This is a genomic window from Clostridium fessum (genome assembly GCF_003024715.1).
Taxonomy (GTDB): domain Bacteria; phylum Bacillota; class Clostridia; order Lachnospirales; family Lachnospiraceae; genus Otoolea; species Otoolea fessa.
The window spans coordinates 291,939-315,708 of record NZ_PYLO01000003.1 but is presented as its reverse complement, the minus strand read 5'-3'; the positions used below and the strand labels follow the sequence as shown (position 1 = coordinate 315,708).

At 48.5% G+C, this 23,770-nt stretch carries 32 protein-coding genes; all 32 read right to left on the bottom strand.

Annotated features, from left to right (window positions below):
- Positions 1–33: 33 nt before the first annotated feature.
- Positions 34–864 (bottom strand): hypothetical protein, encoded by an 831-nt coding sequence (locus C7U56_RS10770; protein WP_107001212.1) that lies wholly within the window; start codon positions 862–864, stop codon positions 34–36.
- A gap of 23 nt (positions 865–887) precedes the next feature.
- Positions 888–1,748 carry a hypothetical protein gene (locus C7U56_RS16040; RefSeq protein WP_233430248.1) on the bottom strand — a complete coding sequence of 287 codons (861 nt, stop codon included), beginning with the start codon at positions 1,746–1,748 and terminating at the stop codon, positions 888–890.
- 61 nt (positions 1,749–1,809) lie between these two features.
- On the bottom strand, positions 1,810–2,550 hold the full coding sequence (locus C7U56_RS16035) for a hypothetical protein (protein ID WP_233430247.1): 741 nt from the start codon (positions 2,548–2,550) through the stop codon (positions 1,810–1,812).
- 97 nt (positions 2,551–2,647) lie between these two features.
- Positions 2,648–2,815, bottom strand: coding sequence for a hypothetical protein (locus tag C7U56_RS15695; protein ID WP_181357228.1), 168 nt, complete (start codon positions 2,813–2,815; stop codon positions 2,648–2,650).
- Entirely contained in the window at positions 2,812–3,189 is a 378-nt protein-coding gene (locus C7U56_RS10755) for a hypothetical protein (protein WP_107001211.1), read from the bottom strand. The genes C7U56_RS15695 and C7U56_RS10755 overlap by 4 nt, the downstream gene beginning before the upstream one ends.
- Before the next feature lie 4 nt (positions 3,190–3,193).
- On the bottom strand, positions 3,194–3,814 hold the full coding sequence (locus tag C7U56_RS10750; RefSeq protein ID WP_107001210.1) for a major tail protein: 621 nt from the start codon (positions 3,812–3,814) through the stop codon (positions 3,194–3,196).
- Positions 3,815–3,816: 2 nt separating this feature from the next.
- Positions 3,817–4,116: a hypothetical protein gene (locus tag C7U56_RS10745; protein ID WP_477100007.1), complete on the bottom strand. Its 300-nt coding sequence runs from the start codon at positions 4,114–4,116 to the stop codon at positions 3,817–3,819.
- Between the two features lie 24 nt (positions 4,117–4,140).
- A complete protein-coding gene (locus tag C7U56_RS10740; RefSeq protein WP_107001208.1) occupies positions 4,141–4,524 on the bottom strand; it encodes an HK97 gp10 family phage protein in 384 nt (127 codons plus the stop codon).
- A gap of 2 nt (positions 4,525–4,526) precedes the next feature.
- Positions 4,527–4,859, bottom strand: a complete 333-nt coding sequence (locus C7U56_RS10735; protein ID WP_107001207.1) for a phage head closure protein — start codon at positions 4,857–4,859, stop codon at positions 4,527–4,529.
- The gene (locus C7U56_RS10730) at positions 4,859–5,134 is read right to left on the bottom strand and encodes a head-tail connector protein (RefSeq protein ID WP_107001206.1); all 276 of its coding nucleotides are present in this window, start codon (positions 5,132–5,134) and stop codon (positions 4,859–4,861) included. The genes C7U56_RS10735 and C7U56_RS10730 overlap by 1 nt, the downstream gene beginning before the upstream one ends.
- 81 nt (positions 5,135–5,215) lie before the next feature.
- Positions 5,216–6,403, bottom strand: a complete 1,188-nt coding sequence (locus C7U56_RS10725; protein ID WP_107001205.1) for a phage major capsid protein — start codon at positions 6,401–6,403, stop codon at positions 5,216–5,218.
- Between the two features lie 16 nt (positions 6,404–6,419).
- Positions 6,420–7,175 carry a head maturation protease, ClpP-related gene (locus tag C7U56_RS10720; protein WP_146143924.1) on the bottom strand — a complete coding sequence of 252 codons (756 nt, stop codon included), beginning with the start codon at positions 7,173–7,175 and terminating at the stop codon, positions 6,420–6,422.
- Positions 7,060–8,430, bottom strand: coding sequence for a phage portal protein (locus tag C7U56_RS10715; protein WP_107001204.1), 1,371 nt, complete (start codon positions 8,428–8,430; stop codon positions 7,060–7,062). Before C7U56_RS10715 ends, C7U56_RS10720 begins: the two co-directional genes overlap by 116 nt.
- A 78-nt stretch (positions 8,431–8,508) precedes the next feature.
- Positions 8,509–10,110, bottom strand: coding sequence for a terminase large subunit (locus C7U56_RS10710; protein ID WP_107001203.1), 1,602 nt, complete (start codon positions 10,108–10,110; stop codon positions 8,509–8,511).
- Positions 10,111–10,222: 112 nt separating this feature from the next.
- Entirely contained in the window at positions 10,223–10,450 is a 228-nt protein-coding gene (locus tag C7U56_RS10705) for a DUF7678 domain-containing protein (protein WP_107001202.1), read from the bottom strand.
- A 13-nt stretch (positions 10,451–10,463) separates the two neighbouring features.
- Positions 10,464–10,901, bottom strand: coding sequence for a DUF7698 family protein (locus C7U56_RS10700; RefSeq protein WP_207655662.1), 438 nt, complete (start codon positions 10,899–10,901; stop codon positions 10,464–10,466).
- A gap of 126 nt (positions 10,902–11,027) precedes the next feature.
- The gene (locus C7U56_RS10695; RefSeq protein ID WP_107001201.1) at positions 11,028–11,246 is read right to left on the bottom strand and encodes a DUF4314 domain-containing protein; all 219 of its coding nucleotides are present in this window, start codon (positions 11,244–11,246) and stop codon (positions 11,028–11,030) included.
- A complete protein-coding gene (locus C7U56_RS10690; RefSeq protein ID WP_107001200.1) occupies positions 11,233–11,943 on the bottom strand; it encodes a virulence protein in 711 nt (236 codons plus the stop codon). The genes C7U56_RS10695 and C7U56_RS10690 overlap by 14 nt, the downstream gene beginning before the upstream one ends.
- Before the next feature lie 120 nt (positions 11,944–12,063).
- A complete protein-coding gene (locus C7U56_RS10685; protein ID WP_107001199.1) occupies positions 12,064–13,311 on the bottom strand; it encodes a site-specific DNA-methyltransferase in 1,248 nt (415 codons plus the stop codon).
- Complete coding sequence (locus tag C7U56_RS15690; RefSeq protein WP_181357227.1) at positions 13,305–13,460, bottom strand: hypothetical protein; 156 nt, start codon at positions 13,458–13,460, stop codon at positions 13,305–13,307. Before C7U56_RS15690 ends, C7U56_RS10685 begins: the two co-directional genes overlap by 7 nt.
- Position 13,461: 1 nt before the next feature.
- On the bottom strand, positions 13,462–14,016 hold the full coding sequence (locus C7U56_RS10680) for a P27 family phage terminase small subunit (protein WP_107001198.1): 555 nt from the start codon (positions 14,014–14,016) through the stop codon (positions 13,462–13,464).
- A 146-nt stretch (positions 14,017–14,162) separates the two neighbouring features.
- Positions 14,163–14,522, bottom strand: a complete 360-nt coding sequence (locus tag C7U56_RS10675; RefSeq protein ID WP_107001197.1) for an HNH endonuclease — start codon at positions 14,520–14,522, stop codon at positions 14,163–14,165.
- A gap of 112 nt (positions 14,523–14,634) precedes the next feature.
- Positions 14,635–15,069, bottom strand: coding sequence for a hypothetical protein (locus tag C7U56_RS10670; RefSeq protein ID WP_107001196.1), 435 nt, complete (start codon positions 15,067–15,069; stop codon positions 14,635–14,637).
- A 55-nt stretch (positions 15,070–15,124) separates the two neighbouring features.
- A complete protein-coding gene (locus C7U56_RS10665; RefSeq protein ID WP_107001195.1) occupies positions 15,125–16,468 on the bottom strand; it encodes a DEAD/DEAH box helicase in 1,344 nt (447 codons plus the stop codon).
- Positions 16,449–16,730: a VRR-NUC domain-containing protein gene (locus tag C7U56_RS10660; RefSeq protein ID WP_107001194.1), complete on the bottom strand. Its 282-nt coding sequence runs from the start codon at positions 16,728–16,730 to the stop codon at positions 16,449–16,451. Before C7U56_RS10660 ends, C7U56_RS10665 begins: the two co-directional genes overlap by 20 nt.
- A gap of 140 nt (positions 16,731–16,870) precedes the next feature.
- On the bottom strand, positions 16,871–19,144 hold the full coding sequence (locus C7U56_RS10655; protein ID WP_107001193.1) for a phage/plasmid primase, P4 family: 2,274 nt from the start codon (positions 19,142–19,144) through the stop codon (positions 16,871–16,873).
- Entirely contained in the window at positions 19,144–19,476 is a 333-nt protein-coding gene (locus C7U56_RS10650; RefSeq protein WP_107001192.1) for a hypothetical protein, read from the bottom strand. The genes C7U56_RS10655 and C7U56_RS10650 overlap by 1 nt, the downstream gene beginning before the upstream one ends.
- A 102-nt stretch (positions 19,477–19,578) precedes the next feature.
- Positions 19,579–21,519, bottom strand: coding sequence for a DNA polymerase (locus C7U56_RS10645; protein WP_107001191.1), 1,941 nt, complete (start codon positions 21,517–21,519; stop codon positions 19,579–19,581).
- Positions 21,520–21,588: 69 nt separating this feature from the next.
- A complete protein-coding gene (locus tag C7U56_RS10640) occupies positions 21,589–22,161 on the bottom strand; it encodes a DUF2815 family protein (RefSeq protein WP_107001190.1) in 573 nt (190 codons plus the stop codon).
- Entirely contained in the window at positions 22,162–23,292 is a 1,131-nt protein-coding gene (locus C7U56_RS10635) for a DUF2800 domain-containing protein (RefSeq protein WP_107001189.1), read from the bottom strand.
- Entirely contained in the window at positions 23,282–23,611 is a 330-nt protein-coding gene (locus C7U56_RS10630) for a DNA ligase (protein WP_107001188.1), read from the bottom strand. Before C7U56_RS10630 ends, C7U56_RS10635 begins: the two co-directional genes overlap by 11 nt.
- A complete protein-coding gene (locus C7U56_RS15465) occupies positions 23,547–23,756 on the bottom strand; it encodes a hypothetical protein (RefSeq protein WP_146143923.1) in 210 nt (69 codons plus the stop codon). Before C7U56_RS15465 ends, C7U56_RS10630 begins: the two co-directional genes overlap by 65 nt.
- Positions 23,757–23,770 lie beyond the last annotated feature (14 nt).

Here is a 23,770-nt window from a genome sequence, read left to right as displayed (position 1 = left end):
GATGCTTAAGGCCAGTTCGTTGAGATGTGATTGTTAAGCCATATAATTTCGGTCTATTTCTACAACAACCCCATTCTGAACCGTAATGCAAGCATTGTCTGGATAAAATCCAGTTAAATACAATGCATTATTACCTGCAAGTTCAGTGATAGAATATTGCTTCGACCCTAACTCCACATAATTTGCTTCATCCACAAAAACAGTATTTGAAGCAACTGGAAGCGTAACCTGATTTAATGTGTTCCATTCGTAATACCCCCCATCTTCATACGAAAGAGTATAAAGATCATTTGCCCCCTGAACTTTTGTGAACCAGCAAGGTTCACCAAAACCATCATTGACAGAGACAGAATCACTATCCCGCGATATGGTATTGACTTTAATTCCTTCTACAGTATCGCCAACCTTCAGTCCCATAACATATGCCTTTGAATATGTCTTTTCGCTATATATTGTAACCGTTATTGTATACTGCCCACCGTTTTGTTTGATGTCTGACTGGTTGAAAGATACACGGTAATACCCATCTGCAATGCTCGCTGTCGTATTGCTTCCCATAGAGGACGCTCCTACAGCCTTTGTCTGAATAATTCCATTTACAGTCCACGCGCCATCGGCATTTACAATATAGCCATCCGGAGTCGTTGTATTCGTAAGGCAGTAACCACTTGGGTTGAAATAATAGCTTTCTGCAATACCATCATTATTTCCATCGATCCACTGCCATGTGCTCGCTGGCCACGTGCCATTTCCATTGTCGTACCACCACCCCTGCGTGTTCTTAGCCCAAGAACCCGCATACACAGACATGCTCGTAAGACATGCGAGTGAAACAGCTGCCGCAACAATTCCAATTTTTTTCATTGATTGCCCCTCTCACATGCAAATCACTGTAATTTGGTCGCATTATCATACTGGAAAACAGAAGGAGTCAAAGCACCTACCAACTGATTCCTATAATTTTCCGCATTTGCTTTCGTCGTATTTACACCCTTAATGCGGAACTCATCATACTCTGTGGTGGTGCCATTACCAAGATCATCTCCAGTATTATAGTTTGTATAACATACCTCTTGGGCCATTGTTCCCTGCTGAAGATATAGCTCATCCCACTCATAACCCATATGGGCATCATCAGCCTCGAAATAGCCTGTACCAGGGTAGTAAGTAATTGAACCATAGCCACCGAATACATCTCCGCCGTTTGCCGTAATAGAATATACTTTTCCGTTTTGGTAGGTACATATCCGTACACCTTCTGCATGATAGTTTCCAGTTGAATAAATCAGCTCCGGAATGTTATCTCCATCGAGGTATACAAGTGAATAGCGAATCGGATTGTATTTGTCTGTGTTCTTCTTACGCATATAAGTCTGATATGCTTTCAGCACTTCTTCATAAGAAACATTGGACTGGTTTGCTTGCTGAAAAGCGGTTGTATTCGTTGTCATACCAACTGCTTTTGTCTGAACGATTCCATTTATGGTCCATGCACCATCGGCATTTACAATATAGCCATCCGGAGTCGTTGTATTCATAAGGCAGTAACCACTTGGGTTGAAATAATAGCTTTCTGCAATACCATCATTATTTCCATCGATCCACTGCCATGTGCTCGCTGGCCACGTGCCATTTCCATTGTCATACCACCACCCTTGTGCGTTCTTAGCCCAAGCTCCTGCATACGCAGACATGCTTGCCAATCCTGCTAAGGCAAGTGTTATCATTGTAATACTAATTTTTTTCATCATCGTCTCCCAATGATGCAGATAACAGTATGAAGCTGTTATCTGCATCGAGAATAATGCTTTATTTCAACTTGATGTTCTTCATCAGAGCATAATAATTTCCTAATCTTTCGCTAGACCAACGAATTGTCACATACTCCTGGCCGCTAACATTCACTTCAATGTTTTTAGATTTCTTTATATTATCCAAAAGGTTATACGATGCTAAAATTTCATCATTATCGCCTATAAATGATAAGGTGTATTCATCTCCAGCTTGAGCGAATGTCGAATTTATCCATCCCGCAATAGCAGTCATGCTTAATTTATTGTATTTTTTATCAAGTTTAAATTCAGCATGTCCATTGTCCACCAGGAGATAGCCATCATTCCATATTGATCCTGAAGCAGTTTCCTCCGAATCGAAATGGTTCCACGCCCATTCATGTACAAGCTCCACCTCACTTATATCCGCTTCTTTGACATTATTCTGTTGTATATTTGTTACCGTGTTCGTAGTTACTGCACCTACATTTTTTCTTTGAACTACTCCATTTATTGTCCAAGCACCATTAGCATCAACGGTATATCCGTCCGGAGCCACAGCATTCATCAGACAATACCCATATTGATCGAAATAATAACACTCGGCTACTCCATCCCCGTTTCCATCGATCCACTGCCATGTGCTCGCTGGCCACGTGCCATTTCCATTGTCGTACCACCACCCTTGTGCGTTCTTAGCCCAAGCTCCTGCATACGCGGACATGCTTGCCAATCCTGCTAAGGCAAGTGTTATCATTGCAATTTTTAGCTTCTTCATATCTGGTCTCCTTTCGATGAAGCCAACTGTTTCTGTCCGCTATTTTACATCGAAAAATACGAAACTTCAGTAGTTTTCAGATAATTTAACCTTTTTATTAAAATGCATCAAAATCTTCCTGTGTTGCGATCTGCGAATATCCCTTGTACTCATCATTGCTGCTTTCTGCGTACATATCGTTCACCATTCCGATTGTGAGAAGATCAAGGTCGCGGATGGAGATGCCGAGCTGCACGCAACGAAGCAGAAACAATGGTGTGGTCATCGGGCGGTCAGTTGCGTGAAGTTTTTTTTAGACTCCACATCCGTCTGGACATTCAGTCCCCACAGCTCGATAATCTTCGGAAGCACCTGGTAGATGGAGAAGGTGCTGAATTCATCCAGCCACTCCTCAGGGCTATCCGGGATGGAAGGATCTGCGTGCTTTGCCATAATGTAGGCGATGTTCTCGAACATCTCAAGGGAGAACATATCGAGGTGAGAGGAATCCTCATCACCGTTTCCGACTGCCTTTCCGAGCGCATCGAGATCCTTGTAGATATCCCGGTGGAACTTGATGCGGTAAATACGCGGAATGGCGGCAGATGCCTTGAAGGGCACCTGCTTTCCGTCAATCTCAATCATCTTTGTCATACCCATACGATCACTCCTTTACTGACTTTGCAGGCTTCGCTGCAGACTGCGTTGCGGCATCGTTCTCTGCCACAGGCACATATACCGCCTTGTACCAATCAGCATAGGTGGTAGCATCCGTGGTATTTCCGGTCTTTGCTTTCACCATACCATTAGTAAGCGGCACCGCCTTCAGAGAAAGCTTCTCCGTCTGTACCTCCTTGGAATCCTCATTCGTCTTTCCTTCGATGCCGGGACGGGAAGCGGAGCAGTTATACAACACATGACGGATGTGCTTCTGGTCGCCATCAAACTCAAAAAGAAGCGCAAATGCTGCAAGTTCCACCTCCGAGTTTTCAATCAGCACACCCTTGGAATCTAATGTTTCCTTCAGTACGTCCGTGCGGAAGGACTCTGGAATCAGAGCAAGCTCCAGATCACCGTCGTAGCCACAGTTATTATTTATCACGTAATACACACCGCCATCCGCGTAAAAGTTTTCCGGCTCGCCATTGGCATCCAGTGAGATCGATACGGAGCCCGGCATTGGAACCGGCGTTCCAAAGGTGGGTGTGCCACCCTCACCAATGGTAAGGAGCGCATAGTGCGTATTTTTCAGATTGAATTTCACCTTGTTTGCTTTTTCAGCCATCGTTAATTTACCTCCATTTCAAATGAATACAGGACTTCGTAAAGCTTCTCCGATTCGATCCAAGTCTCGGATTTTTCATAAAAAATACCATGCTGATCGAGCACGGCTTCTATACGATGTTCTGCCGACAAGTCCTTACAGTCGGTATACAGTTCGATATGAATCTCATTGACCTTATAGTAGACCTTCCCGTCCGCGGCGAAGTTGTCGCTGTTCGGGGAAAGATAACAAATAAACGGCGGATCCGGGCTTTCTCCCTCTGCAAAGTGGTCATAGGCAAAGGGAAGGCCTATTTTATTCATGATTTCGATTAACTTCTCCATGTGTTATCCTTTCAGGGCCTTTTCAATTTCACGCTCCAGTGTATCAATCGCTTTTTCTTCCGCTGGTGCGATATGGGGCCTTGCAGCGACACGGCCACCACCTCTCTTGGCATGACCAAATTCCAGAAGGTGGGCCAGCTGATAGCGGTTTTTAGAATGAACCACAAGATCCAGAGAATTGGATGTTTCCCTTTGCGTTTTCACGGCCCAGCTCTTTGCGTATTTTCCGGTGTCCTTGGGAGCAGTTGCAGCAATCTCATCCTTGACGGTTTTACCAGCCTTGCGGACCGATGCTTTTAGGTCATCTGTTGCAAGGTTGGCATATTCCTCCAGCCCATCCATAATCGCATCCGCCATCTGGCCAATGCTTACACGATCAGTTGCCATCGTTAGCGCCTCACTTTCTGACAGGAGAGTTTGATGCATTTTTTCTTGTAATTCATGTGGTCGATGGCTGTGATGTCATAAAGCGTATCGTTAAACTCCACACGATAATGCGTGGAATCTAAGGCGGCAGCCTTCTTGCACCACCGGGTAGTAAAATCGACCTTCGTATTGTCTACAATCATTCCAGCATCCGTATCCTCCTTGCCTGCTTCAGCACTTACCGTTGCATAGCAGCTGTAGTAGGGTACCCAGCTTGTTTTATGGTTTCCGATGGCATCCACAGTTACTTCATTTTTGGTAATGAAGATGCGGACATTTAAAAGTTCAATGTTCATCAGAAGACCTCCTTTCTGGCACCGAATAGCAGAGAGCGCAGTGTAAGCGTCAGTGCGTGATGATCTGCCTCCTCTCGGTGCTCGTACAGGTATGCAGTGGTATAAAAAATGGCAGCCTTGGCATTCTCACAAGCAGACAGCTCGTCAAGATTCTCTGTACGGAGAATATCCATGCAGATCCTTGTTGCAGCGGTGATTAGAGTTTCGATGAGAGCGTCGTCATCATCAAAATCCACTCGCAGATAGTTCTTCATTTCTTCCAGTGTAATGAGCATTTCTCATCGCCTCCATTCTTAAGGATATGGGAAGGGCAGCGCCATTCATCACAAATGACGCCACCTTTCACTCAGACTACCTTAGGCCTTGGCAGCTTTTGCACTACCGGTGATGGTAAGAATCTGTACCGCCTCCGGAAGGATGAGCTTACCATCCACACGTTCCTTGGCAACATAGCCGATCATGCCGTTTCCAGCAAAGAGCTCTGTGAGCTGCTTGAAGGAACGAGTACCACGATCTCCGATGTTGTAGTAGCTGTAATCACCGAAGGCAATCTTTCCAGCAGGGCAGAACGGAGAAGTGTAGACATCATAGCCCAGGAGCTTATCCGGCTCACCAGCCACCAGAGAAGGCTGCCACATATAGGCACCATTGTTGTCCTTGAGCTGGCGGATAGAAGCGATGGTCTGATCGTTCATGATGAATTTTGCGTTCTTACGGTAAGGACGCTTCAATGCATACACAAGCTTAATCACATCATCGGCGGTAAGAGAAGCCGTGGAAATAGCTGCCGTTCCACCACCGGTTGCAGCAAAAAGTCCCAGAGGCTGACCAACACCGGAACCATTCAGGAAGGCATCCTCCTCAGCATTAGCAAGAGCCTTACCGAACATGTCGATGATATAGCTCTCCAGATTAAAGGCATTGTCGTAAAGAAGCTCCTCAGTTACCTTGATTGCAACATGCAGCTTATGGGCATCCAGCAAAATCTGGTCGAAGGTTGCATCACCAAAGCTGAGTGCGCCACCCTCCTCGATCCAAGCAGCTGCAGGCTTAGTTGCTGCGATGTTGATCTTATGCTCACCGGATGTAGTAATCTTGTGACCAAGCTTACGCAGGATGTTCTCCTCAGTAAGGACATCCACCAGGCGATGGTCATACTCATCTGGCACCAGATAACCACCATCTGCGTCCACACCTTCCTGCAGCACGTTAGAAATCTGCTTGAAGTTAGAACGAAGGGCAGTGAGCATTCCGGCCTTATAGGCATCGGATGCACGTCCGGTCTTTGTGTTAGAGGAAGCGATAGAGGCAGGCTTAGAAGTAAGTGGAGTATTTACCGGCTTAGAAAGCTCGGCATCCAGTGCCTCCTGGCGCTCCAGACGAGCGATTTCCTTACCAAGGTCTGCGATATCCTGTTCCATCCTGGTATAGGTTGCATCGTCCTCTGCAGTGAGGGTACCCTTCTCGGTACGATGAGAATCCAGAAATGCCTTAGCAGCATTCCATGCGTTGTTACGCTTTTCGCGAAGTTCATTAATCGTCATAGTAGTATTACCTCCATTAAATGTGTTGTTTGATAAGGTTTAGGCGCTCCATGAGACTGTCTACAGAGCGCTCCGAAATAGCAGGTTCAGCAGGTCTTGTCGGGATATGACATTTGGCTGCCAGCTTCTCGATAAGAGAGTTGGTGACAGCTGCGCGAGAGAAAGAAGCAGAGGCTGCAGGAAGAGAAACAGCTTCATCCTGCGTATCACGCTTCATAATTTCATCTGCAAAGCCAAGCTCAATGGCCATATTGGCATTCATCCAGGTTTCGGCATCCATCAGACGAGAGATTTTTGCTCGACTCAGACCGGTCTTAATCTCATAGGCATTGATGATGGATTCCTTGACTTCCTCCAGCATGGCGATGGCCTTTTGCATCTCTGCTGAATCACCGAAGGCCATCGTGGCCGGGTTATGAATCATTAGCATGGATACAGGAGATACCATTATCTTGGTACCGGCCATTGCAATAACCGATGCAGCAGAGGCGGCAATACCATCAATCTTGACGGTAACGTTGCCTTTATAATCCATCAGCATGTTATAGATCTGGGCAGCAGCCACGCAGTCGCCACCTGGTGAATTGATCCAGACAGTAATATCGCCAGAGCCACTTAAGAGCTCCTCCTTAAAAAGGGCCGGTGTGATATCGTCATCAAACCAGCTTTCCTCGGCGATGGTTCCGTTCAGGAACAGTGTTCTTGTTGTCACTGTTTCCTGCGTCTCTTGATTCGTCTGTGTCTGATTTTTCCAGTTCCAGAATTTCTTCATTGGAATCGTTCTCCTTTCCAGCAGCAGAAGAGGCTGCAAATATTCCTGCATCTTCGAGCTTGGTCATGTTGCCGTTGATGAGATATAAGTCACCACCAAGCTCCGCTGGGATGCGGTCCAGGTTTTCAAGCTCACGGATATCATTTGCAGACATCCAGCCATTTTGACGGGCTGTAGCGTAGCCGTTCATACGACTTTGATAATCGCCGCGAAGCAGGCCATCTACATTGAACTTGACAAAATAAGCAGCCTTCTCGGAATCTGATAGAAGGGCACGGTTTAGCGCCTGCTCCCATCGAACAATCCAGGGCTCCAGGGTGTACTTCACATATTCCAGAGATTGCTGCTCAATATTAGAAAAGCTCGACTTCTCCAGGTCTCCTACCATATGAGGAGGAACTCTGAAGATTCGAGCGATTTCATCAATTTGAAATTTACGTGTTTCAAGAAACTGCGCTTCATTCGGGCTGATAGAGATTGGCGTGTAGTGCATGCCTTCCTCTAAAATGGCAATCTTATGAGAATTGTTGCCGGAGAAACCCTTGTTCCAGCTTTCGCGGATGGCATCTGGATTCTTGACGGTGCCAGGAAATTCCAGCAGGCCTCCGGGAGTAGCTCCATTTGCGAAAAACTTAGCGCCGTATTCCTCTGTGGCGATGGAAAGGCCGATGGCATTCTTAGCCATGGCAATCGGCGAGTAACCAACCAGTCCATCAAAGCCGAGGCCTGGTACATGAAGCACATCGGATGGCCTGAGCGTCACCGTTCCAGCTTTCATGGTTTGGGCATCCGACTCCTGCATCTGATATTGATAGTAGAGGTGCCCGTGCTCATCACGATCCACGGTCATGCGGTTAGGCATCAGCGGATAGAGCCCAATGACCTGACCTTTACCGTTGCGAATAATCTGTGCATAGGCATTGCCATACAGTAACAAGTGTGTCATCAGCGTTTCGCGAAAGACAAAGGAGGTCATTTCCGGGTTGGGCTCATCATGCAGGATTTTATACAGTGGATGAGAGAGGGCCTTTTCCTTGCTGCCGGAATCCTTATATTGGTAAAGATGTACCGGCAAGCATGCGATGGATTCCGATAGAATTCTTACGCAGGCATATACAGCAGTCATCTGCATGGCAGATCGTTCGTTGACGGCCTTGCCAGAGGTGGTGCCACCAAAGAAAAAACGATAGCCGGAGCCATTTAGGCTGTTTGTCGGCTTATCGCGGGATTTAAAAAGTCCACTAAGTATATTCATCAAAACCTCCAATTCCCTGATTGATGCCTTCACGCAGCACAATCAGCCCAAGCAATAGTAGAGTGATCATCGTTTTCCTCAGATAAACAAAATGCCTCTGTCATCGTAGACAGAAGCACCGGTGTCATTGCCGCAGCGAATCGCGCGGTCCAGTCCCATGATGGTGGCAATCGCACCATCAATCTTTTCTGTAGATTTTTCTTTGTCGGCCTTAATATTCCCGGCCGGGTCTGTACGTATATAGATGTTATCCATCATCCAGCGAAGCACTGGATGACCGCCATGCGCCAGACGTTCCTCCAGAGTTAGCTTCATGAGTTCCTTGGTAGGAGGGCTCATATCCTTAAAGCCCTGGCCGAAGGGAACCACCGTAAAGCCCATGCTCTCCAGGTTTTGTACCATTTGGACGGCTCCCCAGCGGTCGAAGGCAATCTCTCGGATGTTGTATTTCTCACCCAGGCGCTCGATGAATTTTTCGATGTAGCCGTAGTGGACGACGTTACCCTCCGTGGTTTGCAGGAAGCCCTGTCTCTCCCAGACATCGTATGGCACGTGATCACGGCGAACTCGCAGCTCCAGCGTATCTTCAGGCACCCAAAAGTATGGGAGAATGGCGTATTTGTCATCCTCATCCTGGGGGGGAAATACCAGCACAAAGGCGGTGATATCCGTAGTGGAAGAGAGGTCCAGACCACCATAGCAGACACGGCCTTCTAGCTCATCCGGGTAGACTGCATAGGAGCAGGCATCCCATTTCTCCATCGGCATCCAGCGGACCGCCTGCTTCACCCATTGATTTAAACGAAGCTGTCGGAAGGAGTTCTCTTCTCCAGGATTTTGCTTGGCTGACTCACAGGCGGCCTTCACCTTATCAATGCCGACTGTAATGCCGAGAGAGGGATTTGCTTTCTTCCAGACCTTCGGATCCGTCCAATCATCAGATTCGTCTGCACCATAAATCACTGGATAGAAGGTAGGATCAATCTTCCTGCCTTCCAGGATGTCCTTGGCTTTCTGATGGGTTTCATAACAGATGCTGTTGGTGTCTGTTCCAGCAGTGGTGATGAGAAAATACAGTGGCTGCATTCTGGCATCTCCGGAGCCTTTTGTCATAACATCAAAGAGCTTACGATTTGGCTGGGTATGCAACTCATCAAATACAACGCCGTGAATATTGAAGCCGTGCTTGGAGTAGGCCTCTGCGGATAGTACCTGATAGAAGCTGTTGGTTGGTGTGTAGATGATACGCTTCTGAGAGGCAAGAATCTTCACACGCTTATTGAGCGCCGGACACATACGTACCATATCTGCAGCAACATCAAAAACAATGGTTGCCTGTTGACGGTCAGCGGCACAGCCGTAAACCTCAGCACGCTCCTCACCATCACCGCAGGTAAGAAGCAGGGCCACGGCAGCTGCAAGCTCAGATTTCCCCATCTTTTTAGGAATTTCCACATAGGCAGTATTGAACTGGCGGTATCCATTTGGTTTCAGTGTGCCGAAGAGATCACGGATGATCTGCTCTTGCCAGTCAATCAGCTCGAAGGGCTTACCGGCCCAGGTGCCCTTGGTGTGGCAAAGACATTCGATAAAGCTCACAGCATAATCCGCAGCATCCACATCATAATGAGAGTCCTTTGCTTTGAATTTGGTCGGTTTATATTTCTTTAATTTACGCACATGCTTCACCTCCGGGCATAAAAATAAGTCGTTACCGTATTGGCACGACCATCATCAATAAATATCGTATAACGAGGAACACACCCTTGAGGGTGGTCCTTCGGGAATGTTCTTAGTTGTATTCCTTCATCAGAATGGCAAGTGCCATTTTGGTTTCTTCGTCGACCGGCTCGATGTCCTGGCCTCTGTCGTAGTTGTAGGCGATCTCACCGTTTCTCTTCAGCATGAGCTTTGAAATCCTACCGCCGTCAATGCCGTAGTCCTCGCTCGGCTCTTCATAATGCTTCACCCAGTAATGAAAAATGCTGTTTTCAATCTTGATGCTTCCTTCTGCCCACATGGTTTTGCCCTCCTTAGTTCAGCTTGAAAAGGTATCCGTGTGCCTTTTCATACTCATCGCTCATGAAGGCTTTGTGCTGGCTGTTGATCTCAATCAGGCCCGCCAAGGTGCATCCGGCTTTTTGGAAAAGCCATGCGGTTTCAACTGCGCTGCTCCAGGTGGAAGAGAAGGTGAAGGCTTCAATGCCGTATTTCTTCATGCAGGCCACCAGGCCTTCGACTTCGTCATCGCGGATGGTGTCGTTCAGGTCGATGTACTCGTTGCCACAGTCCTTGGCGGTTTCATAAGCGCTCCAGATACGCTGCTCTGTGTTGCTTAAGCCATCAAGCTTTGCGGTTGCCTGCTTGTAAATGGCTCTTGCTGCATCCTGCTCAGCCGTGTTAGTTGCTGTGGCGTAAGCCTTTTTTGCTTCCTGGATTCCTCTGTAAGCTTCTTCAAAAATGTTCATCATGGTGTGTGCCTCCTTGTTTTCTTTTGGTAGTACATATATCACTCTGAAGGCACATAATAGCAAGCTGATTACGGACAATATATGTACCAAAGATCGGCTGCTATATGGAGGAGAAAACTGTGTATATTACAGCTTTTTCACTCGGTCAATACCATAGATTACATTCAGTCCGGAGCCATTATCCCAGTCCACCAGGAGGCTGCCGGTATCATCCACACCGGTTACCGTTCCCTGGGTGCCAATGGGCGGTGCCTGAGCATCGTCCATCTCTACAAGCTCCACTCTGGTTACGATGGGATAGCGGAGGCGCAGGCGTTCAACCTGCGCTCTGTTAGCGAATAACATGGCCTTCACCTCCTGCGTAGGAGCTGTTGCCGCAAAGGTATCGGCAGAGGATCCTGCGGCTTTGCTTGTATTCGTCTCCGATGAAGCCGAGGCGAAGAAGAAAGCAGCGGAAGGCGTATTTTTCATTATCTATCGGCTTTGCCTTAGCTGTGATACGCTTCTGCTCCTTACTCATCTTGCAGAGGGCAGAAAGGAAAGCAGTGTAGGCGGTGATGGCATCGAAGTCCGGCATGCTAGGCCACCAAGGGAAGCTGACCTGATCATCGTGTTCCTCAATCGGGAAGGCTTCAACCTCCAGGGCCTTCTTGATGAGGTCTGATTTGCTCTCCAGAAGCTTTCGCAGATTTTCTAGGTTGACCTTGTCAGCCGGGAAGGAAATCACCAGGCCGATGTCCTTTGCAGCCGCTGAAATGCTTGCTTCTGTTGTGGCGGGTGCTTCTGGTATCTCAGTGGCCGGTGCTTCATCTAACTCTGCGGTAAAACCTGCAGTAGCAGTCTGTTCAAGGATTGCCTTGATGGTGTTTTCCTCTGTTCGCTCGTCGTAGCTTACGGTGCCATCCTTGCTGATGGTAATGTCTGCAACTTCGTAGGCGGCACTTGGCATTCCTTTATAAAATTGCTTGCATCCGGTTACCTGTGAAATAATCCCTACCAGCTCTTTTCTGGCGCTTCCTGTTACGTTAAATCTGATCTCCATAGTGGAATCCTCCTTTGTTTTGGTAGTACATATATCACTCTGAAGGCACATATTATCAAGCGATTCAGAGCGAATATATGTACCAAAGATCCGCTGGAGTGTTGCAGCAAATCGTGTGTATTATGCCTGCAGGGATTCTTCGGAGATAGCGACTTCATCGTATTGGTAAGTCAGACCATCACGGATAACAGAAACGCCATCGGAAGAGCCTACCTGTTCGATGTAGCGCTTCACGATGACGTCTGCGTATTTCTCGTCTAATTCAACTGTGTGGCAGATGCGACCGGTCTGTTCGCAGGCAATCAGCGTGCTGCCGGAGCCTCCGAAGGGATCAAGCACGATGCAGTTTGTAAGACTTGAATTCATGATCGGGTAGGCAATCAATGCCACCGGCTTCATAGTCGGATGATCTGCATTTTTCTTAGGCTTTTCAAATTCCCAGATCGTGGTTTCCTTGCGACCGGAGTACCATTGATGCTTGCCATTTTTCTTCCAGCCAAAGAGGCAAGGCTCATGCTGCCATTGATATGGTGAACGGCCCAGCACCAGGGAGGGCTTCTTCCAGATACAACAGCCGGAAAGATAGAAGCCTGCATCAGAGAAAGCTTTTCTAAAATTCAGGCCTTCTGTATCTGCATGGAACACATAGATGGATGCGTCATCGGCCATGACTGCTTCCATATTGGTGAAGGCATCCAGCAAGAACTGATAGAAGGAGTCATTATCCATATTGTCATTCTGGATCTTACCAGCGGAGCCTTCATAGTTTACATTGTAAGGCGGATCCGTGACCACCAGATTTGCCTTCTTGCCAGCCATCAAAAGCTCATAGCTTTCAGCCTTTGTGCTGTCGCCACAGAGAAGTCTGTGCGGACCAAGGCACCAGAGGTCACCGGACTTAGTTATGGTAGGCTTTGCAAGCTCAGCATCGACGTCAAAATCATCTTCCTTGATGCCATCCTTCACATCCTCCTTAAACAGGTCGTCAAGCTCAGCAGGCTCAAAACCGGTGAGAGAGACATCGAAGTCAGCACCTTGCAGGTCGGCGATTAACAGTGCTAATTTGTCGTTGTCCCATTCGCCGCTGATTTTATTGAGCGCAACATTCAGTGCCTTTTCGTGTTCCTCATCAAGCTCTACAACGACGCAGTCAACTTCCGTCATACCCATGTCCTGGAGAACCTTTAAGCGCTGATGCCCGCCAATCACGCGACCGGTAGTGGAATTCCAGATGACGGGTTCCACATATCCGAACTGCTCGATGGAGCGTTTCAACTTTTCATATTCTGGATCGCCAGGCCTTAAATCCTTACGAGGATTGTAATCAGCAGGAAGTAGCTCAGTGACATTTTTCTTTTCAATTAGCATGGTGCGTTCCTCCTGAGTATTTTCTGTAGGCCCTTGTAGGCGGCATCAATATCACCGGCCTTAGCTTGACCACGAAGTGTGCTGAACTGCTGAAAGCTCAGCTGCTTGCGATAGCTTTTCAGTAGATTCATAAATTCACGATAGTCCATATCAGTTTCCTTTCCTTGCACGGAGCAGGCGCTCCATCGCATCATCCATAGGCGTTTCGCCCTTGTACTCCGTCGCGCAATTTTCTTTTACGATTTGATAGATTTCCATCCAGAGCCGGTTTGTCTGGCTCATAAAATTCTGGCTCATGGCTACGTAGGGAGATTGCATGGCATTTCCCGTTGTAGGGTGCTTGGCGAGAAAACCGTAGTCTGTGATTGCTTCCTCACACTGAATCCACCTGGCAACACTCATGGCATAGCGTTCCAGAAGCTGGGGAGAAACAAGCGATGCACACCTGCGCTCTGCCAGCCATTCCCAGGTTGCCTTATATACTTCTTCAGCCACCAGTGGCTTGCCGTCTTTCTGTGTGGCGGATAAGAGCTTGGATGGTTTGGGCATTTGCTGACCTTCTAAATCTGCAGCTTGATCTTCAAACTCGATGACAGTCAGCTTTCGCTTGCCCGGATTACCCTCAGTGATTTTGTCAGCTAAGGGCTTTTTCTTGGCTCCGGCACCGATACGAGCGCCGCCACGGTTGGTTCCGTCCTTAGCCAAAATGATTCACCTCCTTGTCCGGGGCCTATTACCCCGTTTGAAAACGCGTTTTTGTGCGTGAGACCCCACGCCCGTTCCACGGCAGCTGCGCCGTAGAGATTCAGACCGCCCCTGGGGGAGTGATGCACAAAGAAAATGCATCCGCTTTATGCGTTGTGCCAGCGGTCACCGCGTTCTGCATGAATGCGTGCATGGCAGGCCTTGCACAAGGCTTTCAGGTTCTCACGGTCATGGGTTCCGCCCTGAGAGAGCGGAAGCATGTGATGAATCTCCTCGGTTGGTGTATAAACACCCTTCGCAAGGCACTCTTCACAAAGCGGATGAGCAGCGGCATAGCTGTCACGGATGCGTTTCCATGCACGACCGTAGCGACGCTTGGTGGCTGGGTCTCTATCATAATGTTCGTAGCGTCTGGCTTCCTCCTTGGCATGCTCCTCACAGAAGCGACCGTCCGTGAGATTAGGACAGCCTGGATAAGAACAGGGACGCTTCGGTTTTCTCGGCATCAGTTTCACCTCCTTGCGGCATAAGAAAAGCCCTGCAGGAAGTAGATCCTACAAGGCTTCTGTGATTATCTTTTTTGCTAGTCTAATACTATCAGAAGTTGATGGTGTCATTCTATGTCTTTTCGTGCCCATCTTCGGTTGGCTCAGGAATTTTTATTTCCTGCAGCGCACGGCTGTGGAGCTTGTGAATATAGCGAAGCTCGTAGTTCATATCCACGGCGATCTTTTCCCAGGATTCACAGCAGATGTAGCGCTTTGCCAGAAGATCCTGATATTCAGGATTGGAAACGGACTGGATTGCATGAGTGATTTCTTTCTTCAAATTCACCAGCTTTTCCATATCTTCTGTAATCTGTTCCTCCAGGTCGATGATCTTCATGACACATTCCTCCAGACGGGAGTTACCACGGTTTGGGCTCTTAGGCATATCCGAATAAGTAGCGGTGCAGCGGGTAGCCAGATCGTTTAAGGAGTCAATCATCTGGTTTTTTGTGATAATGCGCTGATCCAGGTTACGGGCCTGGGATAAATATTCTTTTGCATTCATAGCGTACCTCCGAATAATGAAATTCCCTCGGATTGACCTATGTTGTCGTAGATTGTCATAGATTTGCTTTTACCGCATCAATTAATGCGTTTTGTGTGACTTCCTTCAGGGACAGCGCCTTTAAGATACGTTCATCAATAGTGCCTTTGGTAATGATATGTTCTATCACCACGGTTCCGGAGGTCTGTCCCTGTCTCCAGAGACGAGCGTTGGTCTGCTGATATAATTCCAGTGACCAGGTCAGCCCAAACCAGATAAGGGTAGAACCGCCAGCCTGCAGGTTGAGTCCATGACCGGCGGATGCAGGATGAATGACAGCAACAGGAATATCGCCATTGTTCCAATCAGTGATATCCTTGCTGGATTTTATCTCACGGACATTAAAGCGCTTCTTGATTCGCTGCAGGTCGTGCTTGAACCAGTAAGCTACCAGGAGCGGTTTGCCATTGGCGGCTTCGATAAGATCCTCTAAGGCATCCAGCTTCCGATCATGGAACTCGATGATATTACCGGCATCATCATAAATGGCACCGTTGGCCAGCTGGGAGAGTTTACCGGTAAGAGAAGCCGCGTTGGCAGCAGTGATCTCTCCTTCTGGGAGCTCCAATATAAAGTCTGCCTTGAGTTCCTCGTATCGCTGAGTTTCTTCCTCAGACAGCTGCACTTCGTATTGCGATGTGATTAACTCCGGCATCTGCAGGTGATCGGTAGATTTCATGGAAATCGTAATATCCGATATTCTCCGGTAGATGGCATCCTCCGCATAAGGCATTGGTTTGTAGGAGTAGATGATTTCGCCATTTCGCTTGTCCGGGATAAAGTAGTTGTTACGGTAGTGGGTGATGAAGCGTCCTAAACGTTCTCCAAAATCCAGAAGCTTGAATTCGGCCCACAGATCCATAAGACCATTGGAAGAAGGTGTGCCGGTAAGACCGATGATTCGTTTTACTTTAGGTCTGACCTTCATCAGAGCTTGAAATCGCTTGGACTTGTGATTCTTGAAGGAAGAGAGCTCATCAATGATGACCATATCGTAATCAAAGTCAAAGCCACTGGAATCAATCAGCCAGCCAAGGTTCTCACGGTTAATGATGGTGATGTCGGCTCCGGACAAAAGCGCCATGTGTCGTTCCTTCGGTGTCCCCACGCAGACGGCGTAGGTCAGATGCTGCAGGTGCTCCCATTTTGCAATTTCCGCAGGCCAGGTATCACGGGCTACTCGAAGAGGAGCGACCACCAGGATACGATGTGCCTCAAAGCTGTCAAACAGCAGGTCTGCGATGGCAGTCAGGGAAATGACCGTTTTGCCAAGACCCATATCGAGGAGAACTGCAGCGATAGGATGCGTTTCGATATAGTTGATGGCATAGGACTGATAATTATGGGGTGAGAAGTTCATGAAGCATTCCTCCAATCTGTTCCACGCCATCAATCATATAGACCTGAAAGCCAAGTGAACGTAGCAGCCTGTGTCTGGCTAACTGAAGCGGGCGAGGCTTTTTCCCAGGAGCCTTCAGCTCTACGAAGGCGATGATCCCATCAGGTAATAAGACGAGACGGTCCGGCATTCCCGCAAAGCTCGGAGACACGAATTTTACAGCGATGCCTCCATGCTGCTTTACCATCCGGGTTAACTTGTTTTCTATCTGTTTTTCTAACATTGTCATTCTCCAATCAGTGAATAATTTTCTGATGTGCAAGGTGTATCAATGGTATTTACATAACTTTTCTATATATGATTTTTTATAGCCTATAGAAAAGTTTATACAGAGACATTGATACACATTGTCGTTAGGTTCAATCAGTCTAAAAATTCCTCATCAAAATCGTCCTCAGTCCGCAGGCGTAGTCCCTTAAAATAGCGCTTTCGACTCAAGGTGACACGCTCGTATCCGGCATTTTCCATAGCAAAGTAGAAGTCCGCTGTGGAGCGTACATACTCATTGCAATCGATGCAGTGATTGCGGTAGGCCTGATATAGGTTAGAGGAGTTTTCTTTATACGCATCACCTATGATGCACTTATCTTCTAAGAAATGCCCGAACCAGTCATTCTGGCTGCGGTAATCATCGATGGCATTCTGCACGCAGACCGGAACCGGGATGTGGTAGTCAGCATCGATAACCTTCTTGCTGCCTTCGATGATCCAGGAGAGGATCGCGCCGCCAGCATTGTCATAGAGATACTCACTGTAATTCTTGACGTCGCTGCTTCCGGTGATCTTGGCATTAAAAGGAATAACGATCAGTCGCCTCCAGATACCATCATCAGAGGCACTGACGCGAGGCAGGTGGTTGGTATACAGCACCAGTGTGTGGCAGGGCTTGAAGGAAAAAGGATCCTTGTACTTTTTCTCAGCAAAGACATCATCGGTAGAGCAGAGCTGCTTGACGGTAGAATCATTGAGCCTTGCACCTTCCTGCATCTCGGCAGCAATGAGAAGTCGCTTACCCTTGACCTCTGCCATTTCCGGTTTGATGTTTCTGCGACAACCTACGGTCAGGGTATCCGCAGAAATGTTCCCGGAGTAAAGGCCCAGCACGCGGGAGATGGCATTCCAGAAGGTAGACTTACCGTTGCGGCCATCACCATAGGCGATGATCAGCGCCTCCACGTAAACCTTACCGATTGCAGCAAGCCCACAGATCATCTGGACGTAATCGATGAGCTCCTGATTGTGCTGGAAGATGAGATTTAAGCTGTCCAGCCAAATCTGCATGCCTTTCTGGTTTGGTGAAACGCTGGTAATCTTGGTGATAAAGTCCTCCGGCGAATGCTCCCTGGCTCCGGACATACCCTGACGAAGATCAAAGGTTGCCTCTGGGGTACAGAGCGCAAAGCAGTCTGCGTCCAGGTCACGGGGAGAAATCTCCAGCATCGGATGGGATTCCTTCAAAGTAGAAGTCACATTCTTTGAATCACGGCGCTTGATGGCAAATGTTTGATAAGCCTTGGCCGCCAAAAGTTCACGATAGACCTCCAGTTGCTGATCGTTCATAAGCTGTTCTGCCTTGGCCTTTGATGTGCTGTCGAGGATATTTTGGGCACCGCAATTCTTCATCTTATCCAGTGATTCCATGAGGTCTCGATTTGCTTCCTTCAGCTGTCTGCGGGTAAGCTCATGAGCCACGGCCTGAGCCCCCGGCTCTGATTCCTGCCAGTAGTGGTCAGAGTAGCGGATAAAGTGGGTAGCAGGAGAATAGCGGAGCTCGTTTGAGAAGTACTTCGCCAATACTTCGGCCTGCCCTACATCGGAGTAATCCTCTGGTTTATAACAGGAAGGATCGTTGTAGAGCTCCGGTGCAACATAGCCCTCCTGCTGCTGAACACGTGCATAGAAGCGCTGGGCACTGTGCCAGATGGTGGCAAGTTCAGCGGCATCCAGTGGCGGATCGCATTTATCTGCTTCTTCCAGAAATGCCTGATAAGCCGTGTCACCGTCACCATATTTCTTGATGACCTTTCCGGCAAAACGAGACATGGTTGCATTACGACTGCCTTCGGGAATCGTTGCGCCATCATATTGACCTTCCGGCATATCCTCATCGAAAATATCCTCATTGAGATATTCAGTTAGATTCATGCGTCCCGGATATAAAGCAACCTCCGCAGCAGTAGTGCCAAAGAAGAAGCGAGCTGCATCCAGGGCCTTCGTATCGAAATAGGGAAAGATGGAATTGACTAGCTTTTTCATGTTGCTGTAAAAGGCAGCGTCTGTCACATAATCAATCGGAAAGAGAATGTGAAACTTGGGCCTTGCGGGCTTACCGTTTTTTACTCTGTTATTGAAGCGGCTGTAATGGACTGCGAAGGTCACACCTGGAAAGGCCTGCAAGACATCTTCTGGAGTGATCCAGTCTTCCGGATTCTCAGAATGATCATTATCACAGTCAACTGGAAGACAGTCACTGCCGATGAAGTTGTCGCCATTACGATAGCTGTTCTTATATTCTGCGCACACATAGTCATGACTGACGGCGGTCTTCAGGCTATCTTCATCCAGGATGATGTGTTTATGAGGGTAGGAGCAGTTACCGGGATTGCCGGTAACGTCCGCGCTGTAAATGGTAAACATCAGTCGTACACCTCCTGAGCTTCTTCCTCTAGAACCTTTGTGATGAATTTGAGCGCGCGGATCATGGTTTCAAGCTCACAATCACCACCCAGCATGACCTCGAAGCCTTCTGCATCACCAAAGCGATCTCGCATAACATGGACATCCATATCGGTGCAGGCCGCATCCTTGATGCGAAAATAGGTGCGTCCGCCGTGACCAGTGTCGCCACCCCTATAGCCTGTGGTACCAGCTTCCACTTCAAGAATGTTGCAGCTCACAACATCACGGGTGTAGGTAGAGATTTCTGTTCCATCCTTCAATCTGCGTCTGTTTTCTTTGATTTCATACATAGCTTTAAGCCTCCTGACATTCTTCTGTATTCAGGCAGATGCTAAGAAAGCGTCCACCTCTAGTTTTCACTGGAGATGAACGCCTGAGTTGAGCGGATCTTTTTAATCTTTTTTGTAAAAAGGGGTAGCATAGCCATCTGCACGAAGGAGAAGTCCCTTCGCCCATGAAGGTGTGCGGCCCATCTGTTCACAGACGGCATCCAAGGACATGCGGGGATCCGCTTCGATGACTACTTCATCATGGATATGCATAACGATGGAGCAGTTGCGGAGGGTTCTCATGGCATAGAGGAGAATATCACGGGAGGTGGCCTGGACAATATTTTCCACAAACTTTGGTCCGTAGGAATCAAGACGTTCCCATTTCTTGGTTGGGCCGATGCCTTCATAGGTGATGCAGGTGCCGCCGAACTTGTTCGTACCGAGCTTCGGCTTCACATAGGCCAGGTTTCTGCCGGAAGGAAGCGTGATAAAAAGCATGCCACTGCGGCAGGAGAAGGTAAGACCGTATCCGGTTGTCGTGTGCTTATATTTCACGGCTTCTGTGACAGCATGATCTACAGCCCACCAGAATCGCACAATGTGTGGGTTTGACTGACGCCAGGCATCTACAAGGGTAGGAAGTTCATCTTCAGTTAGACCCATATCGATAGCACCCATCGCCTTCAGCGCACCGATGGAGCCGCCATAGCCAAGCGCCAGCTCTGCGATTTTACCCTTTTGACGCAAATGTCCATTGATGCCGTGTTTTTCCACAGGGACCTTGAACATCTGGCTGGCAGAAGCACAGTAGATATCCCCACCCTTAGCAAATACCTTCTGTCGCCATTCTTCCCCAGCAAACCAGGCGATGACGCGGGCTTCGATGGCGGAAAAGTCTGCAACCAGAAACTGTGTGCCCTCACGTGGAATGAATGCAGTTCGGATCAGCTGCGATAGGGCATCCGGCACATCTTCATACAAAAGAGAGACTGCATCAAAGTCTCCGGAGCGTACCAATGCGCGAGCATCAGCAAGGTCTGGTAGATGATTCTGAGGGAGATTTTGTAATTGAATGTTTCGACCGGAAAAGCGACCGGTACGATTGGCTCCATAAAACTGAAACATGCCACGGGCTCGGCCATCGGCACAAACCGTCTTTTCCATCGCCTGATATTTACGTACTGAGGATTTGGCAAGCTGCTGACGAAGAATGAGAACAGAGGCAAGCTTGTCAGGAGCGTTCTTTAGGAGCTTGGCCACCGCTTTTTTATCAAGGCTGTCGGTTTCTACACCATTGGCAGAGAGCCACTGCTTCATCTGCAGCACAGAGTTCGGGTTTTCCAGCTTCGTGATGTCCTTGATGGCAGCAGTCAGCTCTTCACGGGAGCGAGCATCCATTGCGATGGCCTGCTGTACAAGCTCCATATCCAAACGGACACCACGATCATTGATTTCCTGGTCAATGTGATACTCCTCCCAGACTGATTCAGGTACAGGGAATTTGCGAAGCTTATGCTGGATGCCCATTTCGGTTTCCACATCACGGATGTTATAGCGCTTGAAGGCTTCCCATTTCTCTGGCGCATGAAAAGGGCGATTTCTCGTCCTGCCACCATTGGATTTTGTAGCAGCACAGGGCTGGCAGAAATATTTGATGAGGTCCTTGCCTTCTGTGAGTTTCTGCTTCTCCAGTCCCAGCACGGTACCGACGCCTTCCAGGGAAAGCGGTAAGCCCATGGTTGCTGCCCAGATCATGGAGCAGCGCCAGCTTTCCGGATCAAGATATTCACCAGTTGGATAGCCTAGGAACCGGGAAAGACAGATACGTTCGAAGGATGCATTGAAGGCCCATTTGATGACAGATTCATCTTCAAGTGCAACAATAATCTCCGCTGGTATCTTCTCGCCACACGCAAGGTCCACCACCTGAACAGGGCCGGAGTCGACACTATAGCCAAAGAGCAATATTTCAAAATCAGGAGACTCGCAGTATCGATACACGCCGGTTTTCGGAAGCGGCACATCGCTGTAGGTCTCAATATCAATCGATAAGGTTTTCATAGATTGTCCTTTCTACCAAAAAGGTGGTGAGATTGCTCCCACCACCACCTCGGATTTATTTTGATGAGCTTAATCCAGGAAATCGTCCTCTTCATCAGATGCGAAATCAGACTCAGCAGATGCCTTGCCACCAAGAGGCTCACCGTCACGAATCTTCTGCAGATTGTTAAGTCCACAGGCGATACCCTTGTTACCGGAGCTGTTGAATGCATAGAAGCTGATGCTGGCGCGACCATACACACCGGAGTAAACCTCGGAGCGAGTAAGAATTGGATTGCGATCTGCATCCACGATGCCAGGAGCAGAGGTTGCATTGGCATTTACGAAATAAGCATTGGCGTAGGCCGGATCGTCCGGACGCTCCATGTCGCCATCACGAAGCGGCGTCTTGATGACAGAGAGGGCAGGTACAGACTTGCCGTTGCCTTTGAGCTTGGCCTCGCCCTCCTTGTAAGCGGCCTCGATAGCAGCTTCAATCTTGGCGATGGTCTTGGTATCAGACTTCGGGATGATCAGAGACACGCTGTACTTCGGAGTACCTCCATTGATGGATTTCGGCTCCCAGACGTTCGCATAAGACCAACGAGTGTCAGGACCAGTGATTACCTTCATAGGATTGTTGATTTTTACATTCTTGTTCATTTAATTTTCCTCCATAAAATCAGTTCTTGCATTGTTCATTGCCGGACGTTTATCGCTCTCCGGCACGAGCGTCGGTTTACCTTGGGGCTTTTCGATATAGGCGGTAAGCAGCTCATCGAATCTGGATTTGCCAAGACGCTTCTGCATGGCCGTGATGCCAAGGAGCTTCTTTTCATATGGATCAAATCCGGCATCCGTAACTGCCTGGATGACCGCTTCCTCATTGGAATACTTGCGGTTGGATCTTCCTTCGACTAACTTCCAGCCGTTCCATTCCTTACCGCTGATGGCTTGCTGCAGAGCATATTCCTTGATATCGGATGCCCAGGCAACCAGCTCATCTGCGCGGGAGAGGATATATTCAATCTCCGAATCTTCTAAAAGAGGTGGAAGCTTGAAATCGTACTGAGCCAGTGTGAGATTGGCCTCGGCTCTGGCACGGCATTCGTGCTTGGCCTTGCAGAAACCACACCATTCGCCGCAGAGGAAGTTCCCATCTCCTGCAAAGGCAAGATCAGCGGTCGGCTTCAACACCTCATCTGCCCACTTGTACAGCTCGTCCTTGGAAATCTCAAAGGTGGAGATGTTCTGACGCCTTGGCTGGTAGATGGTCATGCTGACATTATCAATGTCGTAGATGTCATCAAAGAGCTCCAGGGCCCCGAGCGCGTAGCACTTCATTTGCGGATTATCGGTCGCATCTACGAGGACTCCAAGACCGTGCTTGTAATCGCATATTCTCAAGGTGCCATCTGCAATGATGATGCAGTCGGCGGTTCCGAAGCCCTGTTCTACCCAGCGAGAGAAATCTACACGCTGTTCAATCAGTACCTTCGGGTCAGCGCAGCTTTCCTTGGCGGCCTCTACCATTTCAAGGATGTAGGCGGCATAGCCATTGGCACAGTCCTCCATTTCCTCGTTGTACCAGGTGAGGTTTTCTGTTGGATCACTGGCATCCATCCCCAGGGCCCTCTTTAGCTTGTACTCACAAAGTTCGTGGGCATCGGTGCCTTCCGCAGCATAATCGCTACCTTTATCTTCGTAGGTCTCGCAGAGCCTTGCAGAAGGCGGGCAATGGAGCCAGCGGTCCGAAGAGGAAGCGGATAAGATAGCATGTCCTTTAGGTGGCATCGTCAAGTACCTCCGCATCCTTTAACAAGGCTTCATAGTGCTTCGGATCAACAGCAGATAGCTTGGAAGCACCATACTTCTGAAGTAATGTACGGATAGCAGCGGTATGCCCGGCACGGGACTTTTCTGCTAAGACAGCTCGTACATCCTCAAGCTTCAGATCCGGTTTCTTTTCTTCCTTGGCAGCAGGCTCTTTGGCAGGTGCTTCATCAGCAGTGCCACCAAACTGTGCTGCTAACCAGTTGGCTGCTTCGTTAATAGCAGCGGCTGCACTGCGCAGCTCTTCGATGGTCATAGCCATATCGCTCATTTTGCTCATAGCGACGATCTCCTTTCTCTGATTGTCTTTGCTGTGCGAGGATTGTCATGTTTCTCGCCATTCTTGCGGATACGTGGGAGATTGCATTCAGTACTGCAATCAGCTCCGTGTCGTTACCGCCGGAATCGAAGTAGGACTTCTTCATGTGCTTCACCTCCG

Coding starts and splice junctions, on each gene's coding strand:
- C7U56_RS10685 (WP_107001199.1), bottom strand. CDS start 13,311: ATGCTAATTGAAAAGAAAAATGTCACTGAGCTACTTCCTGCTGATTAC.
- C7U56_RS10650 (WP_107001192.1), bottom strand. CDS start 19,476: ATGTATGAAATCAAAGAAAACAGACGCAGATTGAAGGATGGAACAGAA.
- C7U56_RS10690 (WP_107001200.1), bottom strand. CDS start 11,943: ATGGAGATCAGATTTAACGTAACAGGAAGCGCCAGAAAAGAGCTGGTA.
- C7U56_RS15465 (WP_146143923.1), bottom strand. CDS start 23,756: ATGAAGAAGTCCTACTTCGATTCCGGCGGTAACGACACGGAGCTGATT.
- C7U56_RS10740 (WP_107001208.1), bottom strand. CDS start 4,524: ATGGCAACTGATCGTGTAAGCATTGGCCAGATGGCGGATGCGATTATG.
- C7U56_RS10660 (WP_107001194.1), bottom strand. CDS start 16,730: ATGTTAGAAAAACAGATAGAAAACAAGTTAACCCGGATGGTAAAGCAG.
- C7U56_RS10665 (WP_107001195.1), bottom strand. CDS start 16,468: ATGAACTTCTCACCCCATAATTATCAGTCCTATGCCATCAACTATATC.
- C7U56_RS10735 (WP_107001207.1), bottom strand. CDS start 4,859: ATGAACATTGAACTTTTAAATGTCCGCATCTTCATTACCAAAAATGAA.
- C7U56_RS10705 (WP_107001202.1), bottom strand. CDS start 10,450: ATGTGGGCAGAAGGAAGCATCAAGATTGAAAACAGCATTTTTCATTAC.
- C7U56_RS10700 (WP_207655662.1), bottom strand. CDS start 10,901: ATGATGAACATTTTTGAAGAAGCTTACAGAGGAATCCAGGAAGCAAAA.
- C7U56_RS10635 (WP_107001189.1), bottom strand. CDS start 23,292: ATGCCACCTAAAGGACATGCTATCTTATCCGCTTCCTCTTCGGACCGC.
- C7U56_RS10745 (WP_477100007.1), bottom strand. CDS start 4,116: ATGAATAAAATAGGCCTTCCCTTTGCCTATGACCACTTTGCAGAGGGA.
- C7U56_RS10725 (WP_107001205.1), bottom strand. CDS start 6,403: ATGACGATTAATGAACTTCGCGAAAAGCGTAACAACGCATGGAATGCT.
- C7U56_RS10755 (WP_107001211.1), bottom strand. CDS start 3,189: ATGGGTATGACAAAGATGATTGAGATTGACGGAAAGCAGGTGCCCTTC.
- C7U56_RS10715 (WP_107001204.1), bottom strand. CDS start 8,430: ATGAATATACTTAGTGGACTTTTTAAATCCCGCGATAAGCCGACAAAC.
- C7U56_RS15690 (WP_181357227.1), bottom strand. CDS start 13,460: ATGGACTATCGTGAATTTATGAATCTACTGAAAAGCTATCGCAAGCAG.
- C7U56_RS10640 (WP_107001190.1), bottom strand. CDS start 22,161: ATGAACAAGAATGTAAAAATCAACAATCCTATGAAGGTAATCACTGGT.
- C7U56_RS16035 (WP_233430247.1), bottom strand. CDS start 2,550: ATGAAGAAGCTAAAAATTGCAATGATAACACTTGCCTTAGCAGGATTG.
- C7U56_RS16040 (WP_233430248.1), bottom strand. CDS start 1,748: ATGAAAAAAATTAGTATTACAATGATAACACTTGCCTTAGCAGGATTG.
- C7U56_RS10630 (WP_107001188.1), bottom strand. CDS start 23,611: ATGAGCAAAATGAGCGATATGGCTATGACCATCGAAGAGCTGCGCAGT.
- C7U56_RS10675 (WP_107001197.1), bottom strand. CDS start 14,522: ATGCCGAGAAAACCGAAGCGTCCCTGTTCTTATCCAGGCTGTCCTAAT.
- C7U56_RS10730 (WP_107001206.1), bottom strand. CDS start 5,134: ATGCTCATTACACTGGAAGAAATGAAGAACTATCTGCGAGTGGATTTT.
- C7U56_RS10670 (WP_107001196.1), bottom strand. CDS start 15,069: ATGAATGCAAAAGAATATTTATCCCAGGCCCGTAACCTGGATCAGCGC.
- C7U56_RS10720 (WP_146143924.1), bottom strand. CDS start 7,175: ATGAAGAAATTCTGGAACTGGAAAAATCAGACACAGACGAATCAAGAG.
- C7U56_RS10655 (WP_107001193.1), bottom strand. CDS start 19,144: ATGTTTACCATTTACAGCGCGGACGTTACCGGCAATCCCGGTAACTGC.
- C7U56_RS10770 (WP_107001212.1), bottom strand. CDS start 864: ATGAAAAAAATTGGAATTGTTGCGGCAGCTGTTTCACTCGCATGTCTT.
- C7U56_RS10645 (WP_107001191.1), bottom strand. CDS start 21,519: ATGAAAACCTTATCGATTGATATTGAGACCTACAGCGATGTGCCGCTT.
- C7U56_RS10695 (WP_107001201.1), bottom strand. CDS start 11,246: ATGTTATTCGCTAACAGAGCGCAGGTTGAACGCCTGCGCCTCCGCTAT.
- C7U56_RS15695 (WP_181357228.1), bottom strand. CDS start 2,815: ATGACCACACCATTGTTTCTGCTTCGTTGCGTGCAGCTCGGCATCTCC.
- C7U56_RS10750 (WP_107001210.1), bottom strand. CDS start 3,814: ATGGCTGAAAAAGCAAACAAGGTGAAATTCAATCTGAAAAATACGCAC.